23 protein-coding genes and 1 pseudogene are annotated in these 19,694 nt (G+C 43.8%); 20 read left to right on the top strand and 4 right to left on the bottom strand.

What is annotated here, in order from left to right; genetic code table 11:
- From AC0DBE_RS08385 to AC0DBE_RS08290, 20 genes and pseudogenes are all read left to right on the top strand, one after another.
- Complete coding sequence (locus AC0DBE_RS08385) at positions 1-219, top strand: YqzN/YkzM domain-containing protein (RefSeq protein WP_014113480.1); 219 nt, start codon at positions 1-3, stop codon at positions 217-219.
- A complete protein-coding gene (locus AC0DBE_RS08380; protein ID WP_003220591.1) occupies positions 216-1,616 on the top strand; it encodes a phage tail sheath family protein in 1,401 nt (466 codons plus the stop codon). Before AC0DBE_RS08385 ends, AC0DBE_RS08380 begins: the two co-directional genes overlap by 4 nt.
- A 1-nt stretch (position 1,617) precedes the next feature.
- Positions 1,618-2,061, top strand: a complete 444-nt coding sequence (locus tag AC0DBE_RS08375) for a phage tail tube protein (protein ID WP_003220592.1) — start codon at positions 1,618-1,620, stop codon at positions 2,059-2,061.
- Between the two features lie 92 nt (positions 2,062-2,153).
- Positions 2,154-2,600 carry a phage tail assembly chaperone gene (locus tag AC0DBE_RS08370; protein WP_063335092.1) on the top strand — a complete coding sequence of 149 codons (447 nt, stop codon included), beginning with the start codon at positions 2,154-2,156 and terminating at the stop codon, positions 2,598-2,600.
- A 41-nt stretch (positions 2,601-2,641) separates the two neighbouring features.
- Positions 2,642-2,782, top strand: a complete 141-nt coding sequence (locus AC0DBE_RS08365; RefSeq protein WP_080010069.1) for a hypothetical protein — start codon at positions 2,642-2,644, stop codon at positions 2,780-2,782.
- Between the two features lie 2,373 nt (positions 2,783-5,155).
- A pseudogene (locus tag AC0DBE_RS08360) lies at positions 5,156-7,801 on the top strand (transglycosylase SLT domain-containing protein); the annotation flags it as partial.
- Positions 7,794-8,453 carry a LysM peptidoglycan-binding domain-containing protein gene (locus AC0DBE_RS08355; RefSeq protein WP_461719887.1) on the top strand — a complete coding sequence of 220 codons (660 nt, stop codon included), beginning with the start codon at positions 7,794-7,796 and terminating at the stop codon, positions 8,451-8,453. The pseudogene AC0DBE_RS08360 and the gene AC0DBE_RS08355, both read left to right, overlap by 8 nt.
- A gap of 15 nt (positions 8,454-8,468) precedes the next feature.
- Positions 8,469-9,446, top strand: coding sequence for an XkdQ/YqbQ family protein (locus AC0DBE_RS08350; RefSeq protein WP_472961776.1), 978 nt, complete (start codon positions 8,469-8,471; stop codon positions 9,444-9,446).
- Positions 9,446-9,712 (top strand): DUF2577 family protein, encoded by a 267-nt coding sequence (locus AC0DBE_RS08345; protein ID WP_472961773.1) that lies wholly within the window; start codon positions 9,446-9,448, stop codon positions 9,710-9,712. Before AC0DBE_RS08350 ends, AC0DBE_RS08345 begins: the two co-directional genes overlap by 1 nt.
- 56 nt (positions 9,713-9,768) lie before the next feature.
- Positions 9,769-10,194: a DUF2634 domain-containing protein gene (locus AC0DBE_RS08340; protein ID WP_472961771.1), complete on the top strand. Its 426-nt coding sequence runs from the start codon at positions 9,769-9,771 to the stop codon at positions 10,192-10,194.
- The gene (locus tag AC0DBE_RS08335) at positions 10,187-11,233 is read left to right on the top strand and encodes a baseplate J/gp47 family protein (RefSeq protein ID WP_332606695.1); all 1,047 of its coding nucleotides are present in this window, start codon (positions 10,187-10,189) and stop codon (positions 11,231-11,233) included. Before AC0DBE_RS08340 ends, AC0DBE_RS08335 begins: the two co-directional genes overlap by 8 nt.
- Positions 11,217-11,795: a YmfQ family protein gene (locus tag AC0DBE_RS08330; protein ID WP_242733427.1), complete on the top strand. Its 579-nt coding sequence runs from the start codon at positions 11,217-11,219 to the stop codon at positions 11,793-11,795. The genes AC0DBE_RS08335 and AC0DBE_RS08330 overlap by 17 nt, the downstream gene beginning before the upstream one ends.
- Positions 11,792-12,064 (top strand): hypothetical protein, encoded by a 273-nt coding sequence (locus tag AC0DBE_RS08325; RefSeq protein WP_014113490.1) that lies wholly within the window; start codon positions 11,792-11,794, stop codon positions 12,062-12,064. The genes AC0DBE_RS08330 and AC0DBE_RS08325 overlap by 4 nt, the downstream gene beginning before the upstream one ends.
- Positions 12,065-12,066: 2 nt before the next feature.
- Complete coding sequence (locus AC0DBE_RS08320; protein WP_472961768.1) at positions 12,067-14,508, top strand: pyocin knob domain-containing protein; 2,442 nt, start codon at positions 12,067-12,069, stop codon at positions 14,506-14,508.
- 17 nt (positions 14,509-14,525) lie between these two features.
- Positions 14,526-14,852 (top strand): XkdW family protein, encoded by a 327-nt coding sequence (locus AC0DBE_RS08315; protein WP_472961766.1) that lies wholly within the window; start codon positions 14,526-14,528, stop codon positions 14,850-14,852.
- Entirely contained in the window at positions 14,849-15,013 is a 165-nt protein-coding gene (locus tag AC0DBE_RS08310; protein ID WP_472961764.1) for an XkdX family protein, read from the top strand. Before AC0DBE_RS08315 ends, AC0DBE_RS08310 begins: the two co-directional genes overlap by 4 nt.
- Before the next feature lie 44 nt (positions 15,014-15,057).
- Complete coding sequence (gene xepA, locus AC0DBE_RS08305; protein ID WP_472961762.1) at positions 15,058-15,897, top strand: phage-like element PBSX protein XepA; 840 nt, start codon at positions 15,058-15,060, stop codon at positions 15,895-15,897.
- Positions 15,898-15,949: 52 nt separating this feature from the next.
- Positions 15,950-16,219, top strand: a complete 270-nt coding sequence (locus tag AC0DBE_RS08300) for a hemolysin XhlA family protein (RefSeq protein WP_014113495.1) — start codon at positions 15,950-15,952, stop codon at positions 16,217-16,219.
- A gap of 12 nt (positions 16,220-16,231) precedes the next feature.
- Complete coding sequence (locus AC0DBE_RS08295) at positions 16,232-16,495, top strand: phage holin (protein ID WP_061187296.1); 264 nt, start codon at positions 16,232-16,234, stop codon at positions 16,493-16,495.
- Between the two features lie 12 nt (positions 16,496-16,507).
- Complete coding sequence (locus tag AC0DBE_RS08290; RefSeq protein ID WP_014113497.1) at positions 16,508-17,401, top strand: N-acetylmuramoyl-L-alanine amidase; 894 nt, start codon at positions 16,508-16,510, stop codon at positions 17,399-17,401.
- Positions 17,402-17,438: 37 nt separating this feature from the next.
- Here the strand turns inward: AC0DBE_RS08290 and spoIISC are convergent, their stop codons facing one another.
- From spoIISC to AC0DBE_RS08270, 4 genes are all read right to left on the bottom strand, one after another.
- A complete protein-coding gene (spoIISC, locus tag AC0DBE_RS08285; RefSeq protein WP_136654612.1) occupies positions 17,439-17,576 on the bottom strand; it encodes a three component toxin-antitoxin-antitoxin system antitoxin SpoIISC in 138 nt (45 codons plus the stop codon).
- An 85-nt stretch (positions 17,577-17,661) separates the two neighbouring features.
- Positions 17,662-17,832, bottom strand: a complete 171-nt coding sequence (gene spoIISB / locus AC0DBE_RS08280; protein ID WP_003239095.1) for a three component toxin-antitoxin-antitoxin system antitoxin SpoIISB — start codon at positions 17,830-17,832, stop codon at positions 17,662-17,664.
- A complete protein-coding gene (spoIISA, locus tag AC0DBE_RS08275) occupies positions 17,832-18,578 on the bottom strand; it encodes a toxin-antitoxin-antitoxin system toxin SpoIISA (RefSeq protein ID WP_114150636.1) in 747 nt (248 codons plus the stop codon). Before spoIISA ends, spoIISB begins: the two co-directional genes overlap by 1 nt.
- A 109-nt stretch (positions 18,579-18,687) precedes the next feature.
- Positions 18,688-19,689, bottom strand: a complete 1,002-nt coding sequence (locus AC0DBE_RS08270; RefSeq protein WP_079288532.1) for an inorganic phosphate transporter — start codon at positions 19,687-19,689, stop codon at positions 18,688-18,690.
- Positions 19,690-19,694: the final 5 nt, after the last annotated feature.

Genomic DNA, 19,694 nt, shown 5'->3' with positions numbered 1-19,694 from the left:
GTGGCAAAGAACAAACAACAGAAGAAGGCTGTACATACGGAGAGCCGGGAAGCTCTTTTTGATACAGCGGATTTGATTAAGCACGCGAAGGAGCTGTTTGGCGTTAAGCCGGATATCCTTCAGGGGGCTTTATTTGGCGTGGATCAAACACGTATGACGAAATCAGAAGCCAGTCAATTGATTCAAACATTTCTAACCAAGGAGGTCATGTCATCATGAATGGCGGAACATTTACAACAGGCAAAGAAAAAGAACGTGCAGGCATTTATTTTAACTTTAAAACGACAGCGCAGGAGCGGGTGTCACTCGGTGAACGGGGGACAGTCGCACTTCCGGTTGCATCAAGCTGGGGCGAAGCGAAAACGTTCGTCTCCATTTCCAGCGTTGAGGATCTCAACAAAAAAGTGGGCCTCAGCATTGATGATCCATCTTTATTGCTTTTGCGTGAAGCAAAGAAAAATGCGAAAACGGTATTGATGTACCGTCTAACCGAAGGTGTCCGAGCGTCTGCTGATATTGCTGAAGGCGTCAAAGCCACTGCGGTATATGGCGGAACAAAAGGAAATGACATTATCATCCGCATTAATCCAAATGTGCTGGATGCTGCTTCTTTTGATGTAACAACGTATATGGATGAATCAGAGGTTGATAAACAAACCGTCAAAAAGGCTGAAGAATTAACAGCTAACGGCTATGTCACCTTTACTGGAACAGGCGATCTTTCTTCGACGATTCCGCTCACTGGATCAGAAGGAGACACTTCAGCTGAGACATTGAATGCATCTGCAGGAATCCGTTTATCCGGCGGTACGGATAAAGCTCCTGTCAACTCCGACTATACAGATTTCTTAGCCGCGGCTGAAACGGAGAACTTTGATGTGATTGTGCTGCCTGTTGCGGAAGGTGATCAGCTGAAGGCGACATTTGCTGCTTTCATTAAGCGTCTTCGCGACGGCCAAGGACAAAAAGTGCAAGGGGTCACAGCCAATTATGCAGGTGACTATGAAGGCATCATCAACGTAACAGAAGGTGTGCTGCTGGAAGATGGCACGGAAGTTACGCCAGACAAAGCAACGGCTTGGGTAGCTGGAGCGAGTGCAGGAGCAACCTTTAATCAATCACTTACATTTGTAGAGTACGAAGGCGCGGTTGATGTGTTACACCGCCTTGACCACGATACGATTGTTGAACGCCTGGGCAAAGGCGAATTTTTATTCACATTCGACGCCCGCGATAAATCTGTCAGCGTAGAAAAGGACATTAACTCACTCGTTACGTTCACAGCTGAGAAAAACAAAAAATTTGCGAAAAACAAAATCGTCCGTGTCCTGGACGCTGTGAATAATGATTTAACACGCGAACTGAAAGCCTTAATTAAATCAAGAAAAGGCAGCGGAAGCGATATTCCGGCGTCTGAAGACGGACTTCAATATGTGAAAACGATGATCACGCAATATATGACAACTCTTCAGGATGCTGGCGGCATCACTGGCTTTGATTCTGATGAAGATATCACAATTTCAATGAATGAAGACCGTGACGGCTTCTTGATTGACCTGGCTGTACAGCCTGTCGACGCAGCAGAAAAATTCTACTTTAATGTGGAGGTAAACTAATATGGCATTAAAAGCACAGAACACAATCTCAGGAAAAGAAGGCCGCTTATTTCTCGATGGTGAAGAAATGGCGCACATCAAAACATTTGAAGCAAATGTGGAGAAAAACAAGTCTGAAGTAAACATTATGGGCCGCCGCATGACAGGCCATAAAACAACAGGGGCAAACGGAACTGGAACAGCAACGTTTTATAAAGTCACATCAAAATTCGTGATTCTGATGATGGACTATGTCAAAAAAGGCAGTGATCCTTACTTTACGCTGCAAGCTGTGCTGGATGATAAGTCCTCCGGACGAGGCACAGAGCGAGTCACGCTGTACGACGTCAACTTTGACTCTGCCAAAATCGCAAGCCTTGATGTCGATTCAGAAGCGCTAGAGGAAGAAGTTCCATTTACCTTCGAAGACTTCGACGTGCCTGAAAAACTTTCTGACACGTTTTAATCAAAGCTGAACCAGCCATACGCAGACCTTTCTCAGAAAGGTCTGTTTTTTACATGATGAAATCTATTAAAAGAGATAAGGGAGTTTTTTACATGAGCGAGAAGAACGAAAACGTATATGATCTTTCCTTTTTTATGCCGGGAAAAACAATTGAAGCTGAGGAAATCAAAGTGCCAATCTCAAAGCGTTTTGTTGATAAAAAAGGGAACATCGTGCCATTTATTTTTAAAGCGATCACGACGGAGCGCATTGATGAATTAGAGAAAGAAACAACAACGTATAAAAATGTCAAAGGCAGAGGCCGTGTAAAAGATTTAGACAGCCAGCGCTTTTATGCCCGAATCGCAGTTGAATCAACCGTTTACCCTGACTTCCGTTCAAAAGAGCTTCGAGAAGCTTACAAAACGGCCGACCCGGTAGAAGTTGCGAAACGCGTCCTCTCAGTTGGAGGCGAATACGCGAACTGGTTAAACAAAGCGATTGAGATTAATGGCTTCGAAGATGAATTAGAGGATCTGGAAGAAGAAGTAAAAAACTAATCAAGGATGGGCATAAAGAAGCCGTGTACCTCTACTATGCGATGCACGAGCTTCATTATTCTCCATCAGATTTATTAAAACTGTATGAAGCGCCCAGAAACTTTAAGGCGCTTTTGTATGGACTGATCGGCTATAAGCTGGATCTCCTTGAAAAACAAGCAAAGAAGGGAGGGGCATCGTAATTGGCAAAGCTGACAGCAAGATTTGATATGGAAGACCGTGTAAGCAAAAAATTAAGAAAGATACAAAATGGATTTAGAGCGCTTGAAAAATATAGAAAAATGGCGCAGCGAAAAAGCGCTATCGATATAAGAAAAGATAGTAAAACTATATTAAGAACTATTGACCGCATACAAAAATCTCTAAAGAAAAAGCTTGGTTCTCAAATGATTTCCATCTCAGCTGAGGATAACGCCAGCACTGTCATTCAGCAGGTTCAAACTCAATTGCAGGGATTGCCGGCATCCGTATCTATTAAAATCGGCGCTAGTGATCAAGCAACAGAAAGATTTGAACGATTAAGAGAGCTCGTTGCAGGTTTTAAAGGTTTTACGATCACGTTGAGTGCAGAAGATCAAGTTTCGCCGGCTGTGCAAAAAATAAAGCGTTATATGGAAACCGCACTTAAAAATGGTTACTCTGTTACAATACGCGTGATTGATCACGTCATGAAAACAGTCGGTCGCATTTCAGCCGGTATTGATGCCTTAACAGGAACAGACAATAAATTGGAGCTGGCTATTAATGACAAGGTGTCAGATAAGCTAGATTCATTGCAGAAAAGAATTGACAGCATAAGAAGCTCAGGTTCACCCGATAAAGCAACCCCTTCAGCTGGAGGAAATACAGGTGATATTGCAAGCATGTTTGATCCAGAAACGATTTTGACAGCACTGGACAAATTTGCTGCATCATTCATGGAAAAAGTGGATGAGATCGCCACAAAATTCAGCCCGGAAACAATCCTGACAGAGCTGGACAAGTTCACAACATCATTTATGAGTAAGCTGGATGAGATCGCCACAAAATTCAGCCCGGAAACAATCTTGACAGAGCTGGATAAATTTACAACATCGTTCATGAATAAGGTGGATGAGATCGCCACAAAATTCAGCCCGGAAACAATCCTGACAGAGCTGGACAAGTTCACAACATCATTTATGAGTAAGGTGGATGAGATCGCCACAAAATTCAGCCCGGAAACAATCCTGACAGAGCTGGACAAATTCACAACATCATTTATGAGTAAGGTGGATGCAATTGCGACAAAGTTCAGTCCAGAAACGATTTTGGCACAGCTGGATAAGTTTACAACATCGTTCATGAGCAAGGTGGATGCAATTGCGACAAAGTTCAGTCCAGAAACGATTTTGGCACAGCTGGATAAGTTTACAACATCGTTCATGAGCAAGGTGGATGCAATTGCGACAAAGTTCAGCCCAGAAACGATTCTGGCACAGCTGGATAAATTTACAACATCGTTCATGAGCAAGGTGGATGCAATTGCGACAAAGTTCAGCCCAGAAACGATTCTGGCACAGCTGGATAAGTTTACAACATCGTTCATGAGTAAGGTGGACGCAATCGCTACGAAGTTCAGTCCGGAGACGCTTCTAAAACAGCTGGACAAGTTTACAGGTTCATTTATGAAGAAAGTAGACGAAATTGCAAGTAAATTCAGTCCTGAAGCTATTTTTAAGCAGCTGGACAAATTCACAGGCTCATTTATGAAAAAAGTAGACGAAATTGCAAGTAAATTCAGTCCTGAGGCCATTTTTAAGCAGCTGGACAAATTTACAGAGTCCTTTATGAAAAAAGTAGATGATATTGTAAGCAAATTTAGCCCGGAAACCATTTTTAACGAACTAGACAAGTTTACAGAATCCTTTATGAAAAAAGTGGACGATGTCGTGAGCAAATTTAGTCCGGACGCGATTATCACTAAAGCAGAAGACTTTGTAACAAATATTGTTGACAAAATCTCAGAAAAATTCAATTTCCTGAACCCAGATAAAATCGCCAATAAAGCGGAAAAGTTTTTTGATAATATTATCTCAAAAATCGCGAAAAAATTTGAGAAATTCAGCCCTGATAAAATTATTGAAAAAGTGGGAGAGTTTTTTGAAAAGATTATAAAAGGCATTGCTGAAAAGCTAGGGAATCTGGATATTGGAGGACTGCTTGGCGGCAAATCCAGCGGAAGCAAAGGCAAACAAAAAGCCTCAAAAGCCAATACAAAGAACTCTATTTCTAACAACTCAAACCGCACTAAAAAACCTTCTATGAATCAAAAAGCGTCAGGTTCTAAATCGAAGAAGTCAGGCGGCAAATGGGGCGGGGCTTGCGGATGCTGCTGTGCCGGAATCAGTACAGGCAAAAGCAAAAAAGTCAAAAATAGAAATGGTTCATCAAACAAAGGCAATAAATCAAATCCTATGAATACGCCTAAATCGGCAAAAGCAGCTAAAGGCGGATCAGGCAAAGGTTTTTCAGGCCTTCTGAAAACATTGGGAGAATCAAAAGGTTTGAAGGGCGGACTGAAGGGCTTAAAAGGAGCTGCAAAGGGAATACCGGGATTAGGAGAAATTTTGTCTCTTACTGACTTAGCCGGAATCAATAAGGATAATGCCGGTGAAAAGGTAGGTTCAGCCGGCGGAGGGTTAGCAGGAGCAGCTGCCGGAGCGGCTATTGGAAGCGTTGTGCCGGGAGTCGGAACCGCTATTGGTGGTGTTGTAGGAGGAATTGCCGGCACTTTCGGTGGTGAAAGTTTAGGGAAGGCAATTGATGCCGGCGCTCTAAATGATACATGGAACAGCATTACAGAGGGTGCGCAAAATGCCTGGTCAGCCATTCAGGGTACTTGGGGAACTGTATCAACATGGTTTACGGACAATGTTTGGACACCAGTGTCATCCGCGGTTATGGGAGTGGCTACAAGTATATGGTCAAACATCGTAAACGCATGGACAACGATACAAACAATTTTCAGTACCGTATCAACATGGTTTATGGACAATGTTTGGACACCGGTGTCATCCGCGGTTGTTGGTGTGGCTACAGCCATATGGTCTAAAATTGTAAACGCATGGACGACGATTAAAAATGTGTTCAGTACAGTTGCTTCATGGTTTATGAGCAATGTGTGGGGACCAGTCAAATCGGCTGTTATCGGAGCGGCAACCACAATATGGGATAAAATGACCGGCGCTTGGACTAAAATTAAGAGTGTGTTCAGTACGGTATCGGGATGGTTCATGGATACAGTCTGGAACCCGGTGAAAAATACAGTCTTAGATGTAGGCAAGGGAATTTCTGACGCTTTCAAAAAAGCTATAGACACCGTTAAGAACATTTGGAAGGGTCTGAGCGGCTGGTTTAAAAAGAATATTCAAGAACCTCTTACAAAGGTTGGAGAAGCCATTTCAGATGCTTTTTCTAAAGCGTTCGGCTGGGTGAAGCAAATTTGGGATAAAGCTGGCGGCGTAGCTAGTAAAGTGATTAATTTTGTAACCGGCGGCGGAGATCCGAATAAAGGTAAGGATCCGGATAAAAATGCCACAGGCGGCTACATCACCAAACCAACCATCTCTTGGATCGGTGAAGCCGGCAAGGAATTCGTTATCCCGGTTGATAACAACCGAGGCCGGGGGAAGATGCTTCTTTCACAAGCGGCGTCTAAGCTGGGTATGCAAGTCGTAGACGACATGGGAGCCGCCTCGTCTTCTGGTGGAAATCCGGTATCATCTGTTTCAGCAGGAGGAGCCGCTTCCAGTCCGTTAGCAGGATCAGCCTCTCCATCAATGGACACTGCAAATCTTACAGGCCAAGCGTCCACACTCGGACAGCAATTTTCAGAAGGCTTTGGTAAAGGCATCAGCAATCAGCCAGTCAAAATGGAAGATTGGAAAAAGAAAAACATCAATACGCCATTTACACAAATGATCTCTTCTTCACCAAATTACGGAAAACAAATGGTGAGCGGCTATGCCAAGGGTCAAAACGGCACTGCAACCGGAACAGATGGCTTTTTGCAATCCAAAGTTAAAACGCCGTTCCAAGCTACTGTGAACAAATCGTCCTCATGGGGCACAGGAACGGTCAAAGGCTTTGCACAAGGGCAAAACTCAACTCAAACAGGGACAGCACAGTATGTCAGCACACATGTTGACAAACCGTTCCTGCGTTCAAAAGACACATCCAACAGCTGGGGTTCAGGCATGGTCGGAAACTTTGTGACAGGCATGAATTCTAAATCCAGTGAAGTAAAACAAGCTGCAAAGGATATGGCGAAGAGAGTGGAACAGGCTTTTCGTGAGGAATTAGATATCCATTCACCTTCCCGCGTCATGATGAGCCTGGGGCGTTTTGCTTCAATCGGTGTTGTCAAAGGTCTTGGATCAGTAGATGTAAAGAAATATGCTGAAAAACAAGCTGGATCACTAGCTGCTGCTTATTCAGGGATAGGCGCTATGAGCGGGAATGTGAAACAGTGGATTATGGCCGCTCTCATGGCCACAAAGACACCGATGAGCTGGCTTCCGGGACTAATGACAATTGCACAGCATGAATCCGGAGGCAACCCGAACGCAATCAACCTGTGGGACAGCAACGCAAAAGCGGGGCATCCGTCACAAGGGCTCATGCAGACAATCCCAAGCACCTTTAATGATCATAAAGCACCAGGTATGGGTAACATTAAAAACCCGATTCACAACGCAGCTGCTGCGATCGGCTACATTAAAAGCAGATATGGGTCAATCAACAATGTGCCGGGGATTAAAAGCTTGAATCATGGCGGTCCCTATGTCGGTTATGCCAACGGCGGGCTGATTACAAAAGAACAAATTGCCCGTGTCGGTGAAGGAAACAAGCGGGAATGGATCATTCCGGAGGAGCGGGGCATACGCGGCCGCTACCTCCTTCAGAAAGCGGCGCAAGCTCTTGGTATGGAAGTGACAGATCCATCTCAATCCCAGCAGTCTGAGCTTTCTTCAGGACAAGTTTCAGCCGTTACCTCTGGAACCCGGCAGACGATACACACAGTCGGAACGAAAAAAATTAAGATTGAGTTTAACGGCGATCAGCATTTCCATAATGAACAGGATGCTGACAGCCTAGTAGCAAAAATCAAGCAGGCATTACTTGATGAATTACAAAAAGACATTAACACCGGATCAAAGGGGGTCGTGGCTTTTGACTAAGTCTGTCTATGAATTTTGGATATCACAGGGAAAAGAAAAGCTGCGATTCCCTATTCTTCCTGAAGCGATTGACATAGCGAATAGTGTACAAAATGACTCAGTAAAGATAACAGGACTTGGTGAACTAACGTTTATTGAAGAACCCGGAGCGAAAGAAATTTCATTTTCTTCTTTTTTTCCAAAAAAGTATACGCCGATAGCTGAATATCAAAATCTCCCGTCTCCGGAAAATGCCATTGCGAAAATTGAAAAATGGATGAAAGCTAAAAAACCTGTCCAATTTTTAATTACGGGAACAAAAATCAATATGACATGCAGCATTGAAAGCCTTAAATACAGTGAAGGAGACAATGAGATAGGAGATAGGGATTTTGATATTGTACTAAAAGAATACAAAACCGCTTCCCCCCGAAAAATCAAGCAGAAGAAAAAAACAAAGGCAAAACGCCCGTCGAAGGCTTCTCCGAAAACTTACACAGTGAAAAAGGGAGACACGCTGTGGGACATTGCCGGCAGGTTTTACGGGAACAGCACGCAATGGCGCAAAATTTGGAACGCCAATAAAACAGCAATGATTAAACGAAGCAAACGAAATATCAGGCAGCCGGGCCACTGGATTTTTCCCGGCCAAAAATTAAAGATACCGCAATGAAACAGGTGATGTATGATGATTGAACTGTTCGTCATTAAAGACACAGAGTGGCTTGAGCTGGTTGCAGAAAGCGTATCGCTGGAAGGCCACCGTTATCAGGCGCCGCGCTCCATTGAAGCGACCATCGTCATCAAACAGGGCGACCAGACGTATTACAGCGTCACAGAAGGAGATACGGTCTTATTTAAGTGGAAGGGAAAAGAGCTTTTTCGGGGCATTGTTTTTGCAAGAACCCCGGACGAGCATACGCTTGCTTTCAGCGCATACGATATGCTTCAGTACCTGGTCAAAAATCAGGATGTGTACGTGTTTTCCAATCAGCGCGCTGATCAAATGATCAAAAGGATCGCCAATGATTTTCAAATACCGACAACCTCGATTGCGAACACAGGCCATACGATTAAAAGCCTAGTCATTAAAAATGATACGACCCTGTATGACATCATACTAAAAGCGTTGAAACAGACGAAAAGCCAGACGGGACGACATTATCAGCTGTATTCGGAAAAAGGAAAGCTCGGTCTGCGCGCTTGGCCAGATCCGTCAGAGGTATGGGTGCTGGAAACAGGCGTCAACATCACGGGCTACCAATTCAGCACTTCTATAAACGACACTGCCACACGGGTGGTGCTCCGCCGGCAGAAGGACAATAAGACGTATAAAGCCTCTGCCAAGGACAGTTCAGGCGTAAACAAATACGGTGTGCTTCAATATACGGAAACGGTCACTGATGACATCAACCAGGCACAGCTTCAGCAGCGGGCAGATGTGCGCCTTGCTGAAAAAAAGGGCGTGAAAAAAGAACTGAAAAATATTCAGGCAGTCGGCATCCCAGAAGTGCAAAGCGGTTTGCCTGTCTATATTTCCATACCGGAGGCCGGGATCAAGAAAACCTACTGGGTGGATACGGACCGGCACGAGTTTAAAGGAACGAAACATATGATGACCATTGATGTTGTCGAAAAGAATACGATGCCGGAAGGAGTTTCCTGATGAGATTGAGTGAGGCTATTAAACATTTGGCCGTTGGCGCAGTTGACGCTGAGTCTCCGGTGGAGCTGCTGCCGGCTGAGGTGGTTTCGGTTTCTCCAGTTGAAATCAAATTAAAAGAAAACAGCAAACTGATCATACCGGCTGACGCCATCATCATCCCAAAACGAATGCAGTCCGGAGGAGAAGATGCACTCGAGCCGGGGGATCGCGTCATGACCGCGGCTCTGGCTGGCGGGCAATCGTTTTTTATTTTAGATAAAGTATAGACAAACCGCTTCGTATGAAGGGGTTTTTATTTAGCTTGTAAAAAGGAGTGGGCATCATGGCCCTGACACCAGAAGTGGAGTTTGAGGATATCGAAGATGACAGCGAAGTCATTGAAACCTCTAAAACATACAAAATAGATTTTGAAAACGGAAGAATTACAAATGAACTGATTACCGGACTTGAAGCGATCAGACAGTTCGTGTATATCGCCTTACAAACAGAACGATATGCGTACTCCGTATACAGCCATAATGTCGGAAATGAGCTTCAGGACGTGCTTGCAGATCATGAGACGACTGATGCCTACAAAAAAATGGAGATTCCGAGGCTGATAGAAGAGGCGCTGGTTTATGACGACCGGATATCTGCTGTAACCGATTTTGAGATAGAAAAACAAGGCGATGCGTTTCATGTTTCCTTTGTGGTGGAGACAGATGAAGGGACGCTTGAGATTGAGGAGGTGATTGGCGAAGATGTTTGAAGATCAGACCTTTGAAGAGATTATGGAGCGTATGCTGAACAGCATCTCCGCAGATATTGACACAAGAGAAGGCAGCGTCATTTATAATGCCTTAGCTCCGGCGGCAGCCGAGCTTGCGAAGTCATATATATGGCTGGATACAGTGCTTGAGCTAGTCTTCTCTGATACCGCGCAAGGCGAATTTTTAGACCGGCGTGCAGCGGAAGCGGGGATTGAACGGACAGCCGCGACAAAGGCGGTCAGAGCGGGAGAGTTTACGTCTGGGATTACTATTCCTGTGGGCTCCCGCTTCTATGTGGATAATCTTTATTTTCAATATACGGCGGACGGGACGCTCATCTGTGAAACACCTGGTGAAGCAGGAAACGCCAATTTGACCGGACGCAATTTACTGTCGCTGGATACCATTCCCGGATTAGAAACAGCCATTGTCAAAGAAATCCTGATCCCGGGGCGAGAGGAAGAAGGAGATGACAGCTTAAGAGAACGGTATTTTACAAGGGTTCGGCGCGAGGCTGTCAGCGCTAACAAAATGCACTATAAAGAGTGGGCTGAAGAAGTGGACGGTGTTGGAAAAGCAAAGATCTTCCCGCTTTGGAACGGAGACGGCACGGTCAAAATTGTCGTCACGAATGCGAATCTTGAGCCGGCTTCCGATATCTTAATTCAAAAAGTGAAAAACTATATCGACCCTGAACCAGGACAAGGGGAGGGACAGGCGCCAATCGGAGCCGTTGTCACAGTAGAAAGCGCGGTCTGGAAGGAAGTTGAGATTTCTGCCGAAGTGCTGCCTGAGATCAATCACTCAATTGATGAAGTGAAGTCAGAAATTGAAGAGGGCGTTTTAAATCTCTTTAAAAAAATGGCGTTCGAAGACAACGTCATCCGCCTTTCTCAAATTAACAATATCGTCTATAATTCACCGTCAGTCAGTGATTATTCCAATATTAAAGTCAACGGCACCTCCGAAAATTTGGTGCTGAGCGACGTGGAAATTCCTAAGCTGGGGCAGGTGAAGATCATTGAGCAAACAAGATGACATGACAGCGTATCTGCCTCCGTTTCTCACCAGCCTTAAAGAAATGGCAGAACTGCTGAAAGCGGAAGTGCCTGAGTTTGATAAACAGAATCACAGCATATTTGATCTGACGGATCAGCTATTTGTGCCGACAGCGACATGGGGGCTCAGCCGCTGGGAAAAGATTTTAAACGTGCCGCGGGAATCAGGTGACACCGATGAAATCAGACGATTGCGGCTCATTTCTAAAATGTCGAACATCCCGCCAATCACCTACAGGGCCATTGAGCAGGCCGTGAATCGTTTCTTAAAAAACCCGTCTGCACAGATCCGCCTGCTGCCCGGCGAATACCGATTTACCGTAGATATCAATGTTGATGACCTTCAGCACATGAATGAACTGATCGAAGCCATCGAAAACATGAAGCCCGCTCATTTAGCGTATACGCTCAGAGGCGGATTAAATGAGACGATTCAAATCAAAGATACAGTTATCCTGAATCACCGCAGATACCGAACAGCCAGTGAGCTGAAAGTCGGTTATTCTGTCACCCTTAACAACAATGAGGTGGTTTTAACTTGATTTCAACCATATACAGAGAACGTACAGCTGCTGATCTAAAAAGCAGAATTGCTCACGTGCTGCTTAACGGACAAAAAACAGAAATAGTAGAGCTCTCCATTGACGGAGCGACAGTCACCGTTCTGACAAAACGTGAGGAAGACATCAAGCATATCGAAACGGTACAAATTTTTGACGAACTGGGCAACATCATTACAGAAAGAAAAACAGACCTGGACGTCAGCGAAAACAGAACACTCGATTTCAGATTTACTTTTGAGGTGGTGTAAACATGGCATACGAAGAAAAAACAGACTGGCTTCCGGATGACCCAATCAACGAAGATGACGTCAACCGCTGGGAAAAAGGAATAAAAGACGCCCACACAGACCTGGCCGCCCACAAAAACGACATGAACAACCCCCATAACACAACAAAGGCACAAGTCGGGCTGGGGAATTTGGATAATGTTCAGCAGGCGGCGAAGAAGGATTTTGAACTGCATGTGCAAGATCAGGTGCGGCATATTACAGAGAAAGAGCGGGAGAAATGGAACGGCGGTCAGTTATCTAAGATTACGAAAGATGATGGTTCAGTCTTTATCAGTATTGATAATGGACAAGACTTTAACGAGGTAGCTGCTCAACAAAAGAGATCATTTACTTTTCACACAGCAAAAACAAGCGTGAATACACCCCCGCAACCTACTAATGGCATTTATTTGTACTCTTCTGAAAATGATGGGGAAGCAATCGCCATGACAAATGACGGAGGAGTTTGGAGAAAAACATTAACCAGCGGTGAGTGGTCCGAATGGGTATCTTTCGAGACAGAAGCTGGATCTAGGAGTAAGGCTGAACAGGCTGAGAAAAATGCTAAAAATTATATAGACAATCATACTGATAATAGCAGTATTCATATCACCAATGATGAGCGTGTGAAATGGAACGGAGCTCAACTGACAAAGTTAACGAAAGATAACGGCAGAAGAACCTGGGTACCTGATGGGACTGATATTCTATCATTATCAACGGGATTTTATTATGGAGTAGGAAAGTATGTAGTAAACAATCCAGTTGATGATGATAATGCTTGGTATAACTACGATGTGATAGAGGGTGAGAGCGGCAGAAAAACAATTGTTGCTTACCAAAGCTTTGAAGTCACCATGTGGATTGGAATGGTGCATACTGACGGGGAATTCAGAGGATGGAAACGTCTGGTCACATCAGAAGAATTGAATAGTGAAAATATCAATAAAATTGCCGATGAATCTCTTTATCAGGATGCATCATACTCAGGAAACAACTATCCTATTGGTATTACCACTGTCGGAATTCTTCAGGGGTCTACAGGATATCCCCATGAGTACGGTGAAGTGCTGAATATAAAATCTAGTAAATACCGTTTTGCTCAATTTTTCTTTTATGCCGGTAACACAGGCCAAAAGAAAGTATTTATTCGTCATTGGTACGATACTGTAGGCTGGACTGAGTTTATTACCATTCCTTCATCAGATGAGCTAGAATCTGTTTTAAATACAGCAAAGCTTTATACGGACAGTCATGCAAATAACATGGAAATCCATGTCACGCAGAACGATAAAACTAAATGGAATAACAGCCAGATTTTCAAATTGACTCAAGATGATGGAACGTTGGGAAAATTCTACAATGAAGATTTAAATAATATAACAAAAACAGGATTTTATTATATTTATTCTTCGACCACGGAATTAAATGCTCCAATTAATAGAAATGGGTATTTGCTTGTCTATAATGTTGAAACTTATCCTTATCAAGAGTTTACTTCTTATTCGGGATATTCAGATTCAATTCCAGACAATAGAAGAAAATTTATCCGAAATAAAAAGCAAGATTCAGAAGAGTGGACTCCATGGATGGAGATCGAATATTCACAAGGAGCACAAGCAAAAGCAGATAAAGCCTTAGCTGATGCTAAAAACTATGTTGATACAAATTATACAAATCAAAAATTAACCAAACTTTCAGGCTCTAATGCAGTAACAGATGCAAGAACTGGAGGGGATGAGTATCCTCAGGGACTAACTTTGATGGATATAGGTCAAGGAAATAATACCGGTTACCCACTTCGTTATGGCTTCGTGAAAAATGAGAAATACAGTGATTTTAGATTTGCTCAATATTTTTATGGGACTGGAAATGAATCTGGCAGTTATATTGATAGTACCGGTACATGGATACGTCACTGGTGGAGTGGTTCAGGCTGGACAGCTTGGCATAAAATTTCTGGATTCGCTCATGCGTATATCCGAACTACAGGTATTCAGTATCTTGATAAAGCAGCCCATACAAAAATTCAGTTCAATCGCAAAATTAAAGATAGTCACAATGCTTTTGACACAAAAAATAGTAGATTCGTTGCTCCTAATGATGGAATGTTTTTAGTAGGAGTTGGGCTGTATATGATAAATACACCGGCTTACATCAATTTTCATTTGAAACTCTATCTAAATGGATCATTGTATAAACCAATTGACCATAAGAGAGGGGACTTTGTTGATAAGGAAAATGAAATGAACCTTGACTTAAATGGTAATGTAACCGTTCCTATGAACAAAGGTGACTATATAGAGATCTATTGCTATTGCAACTATCATGGTACTGATAGAAGAGGTGTATCCGATTATAACGAAGTATACAATTATATAGACATTCAAGAACTTGGAGGGCTTAACTATCCTACAGTATAAGTATAGGAGGAAAAACGATGATCGCAGAAGCAATCATGTATAAATACCCTAATACAGATCCAACAAAAGATTTTATCGTTCAAAATGACGGGGAAGGGTCTTATATAGCTGAATGGAACCTGCGCGCCCCAATCCCAACCCAAAAAGAACTCGAATCCTGGTGGGAAGAGCTGCAAAAAAACCCACCGTATGAGCCGCCTGATCAGGTGGAGCTTCTCGCTCAGGAATTGTCACAAGAAAAGCTGGCTCGTAAGCAGCTAGAAGAGCTGAACAAAACTTTAGGGAGCGAACTGGCAGATATAAAGCTCTCATTACTTTCTTTGAAAGGAGATCATGCTGAATGAATTATTGGGTGCTTGCCCTCTATTATGAGTGGGCGACAACGGATATGGTGAAACAGGCTTTAGCATATCAAGACTGTTCAATTGAGGATTTGGCAGAGGGGGTGAACAAAAAGCTGATTACATCTGACCAGTATGAAGAAATTACCGGTAAAGCCATGTAAGGCTTTTTTATTTTGCCTGTTTTTAGATCAAAAGGAGGATGAAGATGGTGAAGTATCAATATGAATTTCCTCTCGATAAGACTGGAAAAGCCGGAGCTGTAAAGCCCTATAGAGGAGAAAAAAATGATTTTGTGACACCTGTTTCGAACTTGTCAGGTGTTGCGGAGATTTTAACAAACGCTGCCTTAAAGGCGACTGAGGCATACAGTCAGCTCGGGCAAGACAGGCTGGGTGCAGTTTTGATTTCGAAAGTGAAGGGATGGGCGTATGCAGATCGTGAAGGCACGCTCTTTATAGAAGAAAGCGACAATAACAATGCTTGGACAACGACAGCAACAGTTAATGTCGCAGCGGGTGTCCTGACAGCGACAGACTGGGTGTACCTTTCTAAACGCTATTACCGCTTTCGTTATGTGAACGGGAACCTTCAGCAATCAGAGTTTGTATTATACCAATCAGTCGGCGCGGGAGAAATGGACGTGCGTGTAAATGAAAAAGCCCCTTTGCAGATAGACTTTTCGGAGATTCAAACAGGCGATGGACGGCTAAAAGTAAAAGCCAGCCAAACGTTTGACTTTGTCTTTCATGAAAATGCCGAGTCCGCCGGCGAGGGTGCCGCTTTACCAGTGGGCGGTGCCGCGCATTTACTCGTTGAAGTATACGGCACAGCGGAAACGAGTGAGGTGAAATTTTGGGGGAAATCAGTGTCAGGACAGAAACTTCCGATCAGAGGCGTGAAATCTGATGATGCGTCCTCAGCCTCGAGTACGTTAAGTAAAGCTGAGGCGTGGGCCTTTAATATTAAAGGGTTTAAGGAGATCATCATGGAGATCGCCAGTATCACCGGCGGGACTCTTTCGATAAAAGGAACCGTGGTTTCATAACCATTTCGGCCTTCGGAAGGGAGGTGATCCGCATGTAAAGGAGGAGTGAGTGATGCAGCAAGAGATAGATGTAAATGTGGTTCAGCAGGATTTAGCAGACATGAAAGGTGAGCACAAAGCGCTGGAGCAGAGGGTTTCCGTATTAGAACGAGTGTCTGACCGGCAAGATCAGCAAATCATGACGCTGAACGAAAAATTAAACAAAATTGATGAAAATACAACGTGGATTAAACGCACCATCACAGGTGCCATCATTACAGCAGTATGCACAGGGATCATTGGCGGAGCCATCGCCATTATGTATAACCTGCTGCAGCATTAAAGGGGGATTTTTATGAAAACGTTTGACAAAGGCACGGTCATTAGGACGGTGCTTCTTTTGGTTGCATTAATCAACCAGACCATGCTGATGCTTGGCAAATCACCATTGGACATTCAAGAGGAGCAGGTCAATCAGCTTGCCGACGCACTTTATTCTGCCGGATCTGTCATTTTCACAATTGGAACGACACTTGCCGCTTGGTTTAAAAACAATTATGTAACAGAAAAAGGGAAAAAACAGCGTGACTTGTTAAAGGAAAACAATCTGACCAAATAAGGAGAGATCTAAATGGTAAACATTATTCAAGACTTTATTCCAGTTGGTGCAAATAACCGTCCAGGCTACGCAATGACGCCGCTTTACATTACAGTGCACAATACAGCGAACACTGCAGCCGGAGCGGATGCTGAGGCGCATGCCCGCTATTTGAAAAATCCTGATACGGCGACAAGCTGGCATTTTACAGTTGATGATACAGAAATTTATCAGCATCTGCCTTTAAATGAAAACGGCTGGCATGCAGGAGACGGAAACGGCAGCGGCAACCGGGCTTCTATTGGGATTGAAATTTGTGAAAATACCGATGGGGATTTTGTACAAGCAACAGCTAATGCCCAGTGGCTCATCAAAACATTAATGTCTGAACACAATATCAGTCTCGCCAATGTCGTCCCTCATAAGTATTGGTCTGGGAAGGAATGTCCGCGCAGACTATTGGATACGTGGGATACATTTAAAGCAGGGATTGGGGGAGGCGGCAGCCAAACTTACGTTGTGAAACAAGGTGACACGCTTACATCCATAGCGAGAACGTTCGGTGTTACTGTTGCTCAGCTGCAAGAGTGGAACAATATCGAAGACCCGAATTTCATCAAGGTCGGTCAAGTGTTAATTGTAAGTGCGCCATCGTACGCTGAAGAACCAGAACTCTATCCGCTACCTGACGGCATTATCAAACTAACAACGCCTTACACCTCAGGAGAACACGTCTTTCAGGTGCAAAGAGCATTGGCGGCCCTCTATTTTTATCCTGATAAAGGAGCTGTTAACAACGGAATTGACGGCATTTACGGGCCGAAAACAGCTGATGCAGTTGCGCGTTTTCAGTCTGTTAACGGTCTAACCGCCGACGGTATTTACGGGCCGGCGACAAAAGCGAAGATTGCAGCACAATTAAGCTGATCACAGCGCACGGAAAATCCCGGAGTTTCTCCGGGATTTATTTTTTCTTCTTTAACTTTTTTAAAATTCCTGCACTCCGCTCTCTCACCCGAAGCGAATACCCGGAAAGGCCAAACTTTCCGTAATCAACAAACTTCACACGCCTCACCAATTTTTTCACTGTATCACCTGACAATATCCTCTGTTTGTTTTATTATATGTAACCCTTATAAGAAAAGGAATAAGGACAAGAGCTGTTTTCTCTTGTCCTTTTAGTGTGATCATGCTTTTTTTCGTTTATACTCGTCAATCAGCCGTTCGTTTTCTTTGAAGATTCTTGCAGTATGCGGACTGACTTGATAGCTCGCGACACTGGTAGTTGAACGTTTTTTCAGGATTTTAAACGGCTTCGCCGCTCGGGGCTCGCATCCGTTTTGAAATGCGCGTTCCATTATCCTTCACCTTCCTCCTCAATTGGAAGCACTAAATCATATATGCTTGTTAATGATGTGAAAAGCAAATAATCAAATTCCGTGACAATGCTGTCAGACGTCAGCTTGATGACGTAACTCTGTGTCTCGATGGTAAAAGGGATGAGAACCACTTTTCCGTATTGGTCGTAATAAACATCCTTTCGATCAAGCCGAGTTTGCACGTCTGCCGGATCGTCCATATGCTCGGTTAACCGGTCTTTATCAGCCTGTGTCGAATAGTGACAAAGGGAGGCCGTTAAGTTCATTTTATCGGCATAGGTTTTCAGCAGTTTATCAATACCTTCAGCATATGCTTCTATACTTCCATAATAAACGTGGATCGGTTCGTTTTTCAATAGGTATTGGTATGTTTTCAGACGATTGAGATACATGTGGAGCATTTCGTTGTTTTCTTCGAGGATTTCTCTTGTGTCTGTTTCCAGTTCGCTGCCGGCCAGTTTTTTGACGTATGCACTTAAGAAGATGAAAGCGTCAATTAAAGCAAAACTGACGGCGACAATGAGATACCGTTCCCAGTGAGTAAACAGGGAAGAGGAATCATATGTCCAGTATACCATAGCGCCCAGAACAAACAGCAAATACCATGTTTTCCGGATGGCGGACATTTTTTCTTTGACCTTCGATTCGAAACGCCACGTGGCATACACGTATAAGCCCAATCCGGCCATGATGCACCAGACCATGATCTGAAAGAATAAAAGCATACATCAATCCCTCACATCTGAAATAGGTTCTGCTTATTGTATTCGAGAGATACGGCTGGTTTTCCTGTTCCATCAAAAAAACCGCTCCTTTGACAGAAGCGGTGTAACATTAAAAAATCATATTTAAAATAAAGTAGGCGATGGCACCAAGTGTCGCTGAAATCGGAAGTGTGATGACCCATGTAATGAGCATCCGCTTGGCCGTACCCCAGTTTACGCCTTTTACCCGGTGTGACGCGCCGACGCCAAGGATTGATGAAGAAATGACGTGGGTTGTACTGACCGGCAAATGAATAAACGTGGCGCCGAAAATAATAGCTGCACCGGTTAAGTCAGCAGAAACACCGTTTACCGGACGAATTTTCATGATCTTTCCGCCAACGGTTTTGATGATTTTCCAGCCACCGATTGATGTTCCGAGACCCATGGCTGTCGCGCAGGCGAATTGCACCCAAGTTGGAATATCGTTAGACGAAGTATGTAAATTCGCTGTAATGAGAGCCATTGTGATAATTCCCATTGCTTTTTGAGCATCGTTTGTTCCGTGTGTATACGATTGCAGGGCAGCTGTTATAATCTGCACTCTGCGAAATTGCTTGTTCGTTTTCGCCAAATTGCTGTCTTTGAAAATCAGCTTGACGATGCTGTAAAGAATAAACCCAAGGACAAAGGCAATAATTGGTGAAAAGATAAGTGCTTCAATGATTTTAATGAATCCCTTATAATTTAACGCAGCAAATCCGGCTGACGCAATGGCGGCACCGGCAATAGCTCCGATGATGGCATGGGATGAGCTGCTTGGGATGCCGTAGTACCATGTGATCAGGTTCCAGGCAATCGCAGCGATTAATGCAGCCAAAATTACGACAGAGCCATTTTCTAATGTATAAGGGTCTACAATGTCTTTCGTAATGGTTTTGGCAACACCTGTAAATGTCATTGCTCCGATAAAGTTCATCACAGCCGCCATTATAATGGCATGGCGCGGTTTCAGCGCTTTTGTCGATACTGAAGTCGCAATTGCGTTCGCCGTATCATGAAACCCATTGATGAAATCAAACGCCAGAGCACAAATGACTATTAGTATCGTTAATATTAATAGAATATCCATTTTAA

Source organism: Bacillus sp. VA15 (assembly GCF_055721145.1).
Note: the sequence above shows the minus strand (reverse complement) of the source record. Positions and strands in the feature narration are given on the sequence as shown.

Coding starts and splice junctions, on each gene's coding strand:
- AC0DBE_RS08380 (WP_003220591.1), top strand. CDS start 216: ATGAATGGCGGAACATTTACAACAGGCAAAGAAAAAGAACGTGCAGGC.
- AC0DBE_RS08375 (WP_003220592.1), top strand. CDS start 1,618: ATGGCATTAAAAGCACAGAACACAATCTCAGGAAAAGAAGGCCGCTTA.
- AC0DBE_RS08370 (WP_063335092.1), top strand. CDS start 2,154: ATGAGCGAGAAGAACGAAAACGTATATGATCTTTCCTTTTTTATGCCG.
- AC0DBE_RS08365 (WP_080010069.1), top strand. CDS start 2,642: ATGCACGAGCTTCATTATTCTCCATCAGATTTATTAAAACTGTATGAA.
- AC0DBE_RS08350 (WP_472961776.1), top strand. CDS start 8,469: ATGATTGAACTGTTCGTCATTAAAGACACAGAGTGGCTTGAGCTGGTT.
- AC0DBE_RS08345 (WP_472961773.1), top strand. CDS start 9,446: ATGAGATTGAGTGAGGCTATTAAACATTTGGCCGTTGGCGCAGTTGAC.
- AC0DBE_RS08340 (WP_472961771.1), top strand. CDS start 9,769: ATGGCCCTGACACCAGAAGTGGAGTTTGAGGATATCGAAGATGACAGC.
- AC0DBE_RS08335 (WP_332606695.1), top strand. CDS start 10,187: ATGTTTGAAGATCAGACCTTTGAAGAGATTATGGAGCGTATGCTGAAC.
- AC0DBE_RS08320 (WP_472961768.1), top strand. CDS start 12,067: ATGGCATACGAAGAAAAAACAGACTGGCTTCCGGATGACCCAATCAAC.
- AC0DBE_RS08315 (WP_472961766.1), top strand. CDS start 14,526: ATGATCGCAGAAGCAATCATGTATAAATACCCTAATACAGATCCAACA.
- AC0DBE_RS08310 (WP_472961764.1), top strand. CDS start 14,849: ATGAATTATTGGGTGCTTGCCCTCTATTATGAGTGGGCGACAACGGAT.
- xepA (WP_472961762.1), top strand. CDS start 15,058: ATGGTGAAGTATCAATATGAATTTCCTCTCGATAAGACTGGAAAAGCC.
- AC0DBE_RS08300 (WP_014113495.1), top strand. CDS start 15,950: ATGCAGCAAGAGATAGATGTAAATGTGGTTCAGCAGGATTTAGCAGAC.
- AC0DBE_RS08295 (WP_061187296.1), top strand. CDS start 16,232: ATGAAAACGTTTGACAAAGGCACGGTCATTAGGACGGTGCTTCTTTTG.
- AC0DBE_RS08290 (WP_014113497.1), top strand. CDS start 16,508: ATGGTAAACATTATTCAAGACTTTATTCCAGTTGGTGCAAATAACCGT.
- spoIISB (WP_003239095.1), bottom strand. CDS start 17,832: ATGGAACGCGCATTTCAAAACGGATGCGAGCCCCGAGCGGCGAAGCCG.
- spoIISA (WP_114150636.1), bottom strand. CDS start 18,578: ATGCTTTTATTCTTTCAGATCATGGTCTGGTGCATCATGGCCGGATTG.
- AC0DBE_RS08270 (WP_079288532.1), bottom strand. CDS start 19,689: ATGGATATTCTATTAATATTAACGATACTAATAGTCATTTGTGCTCTG.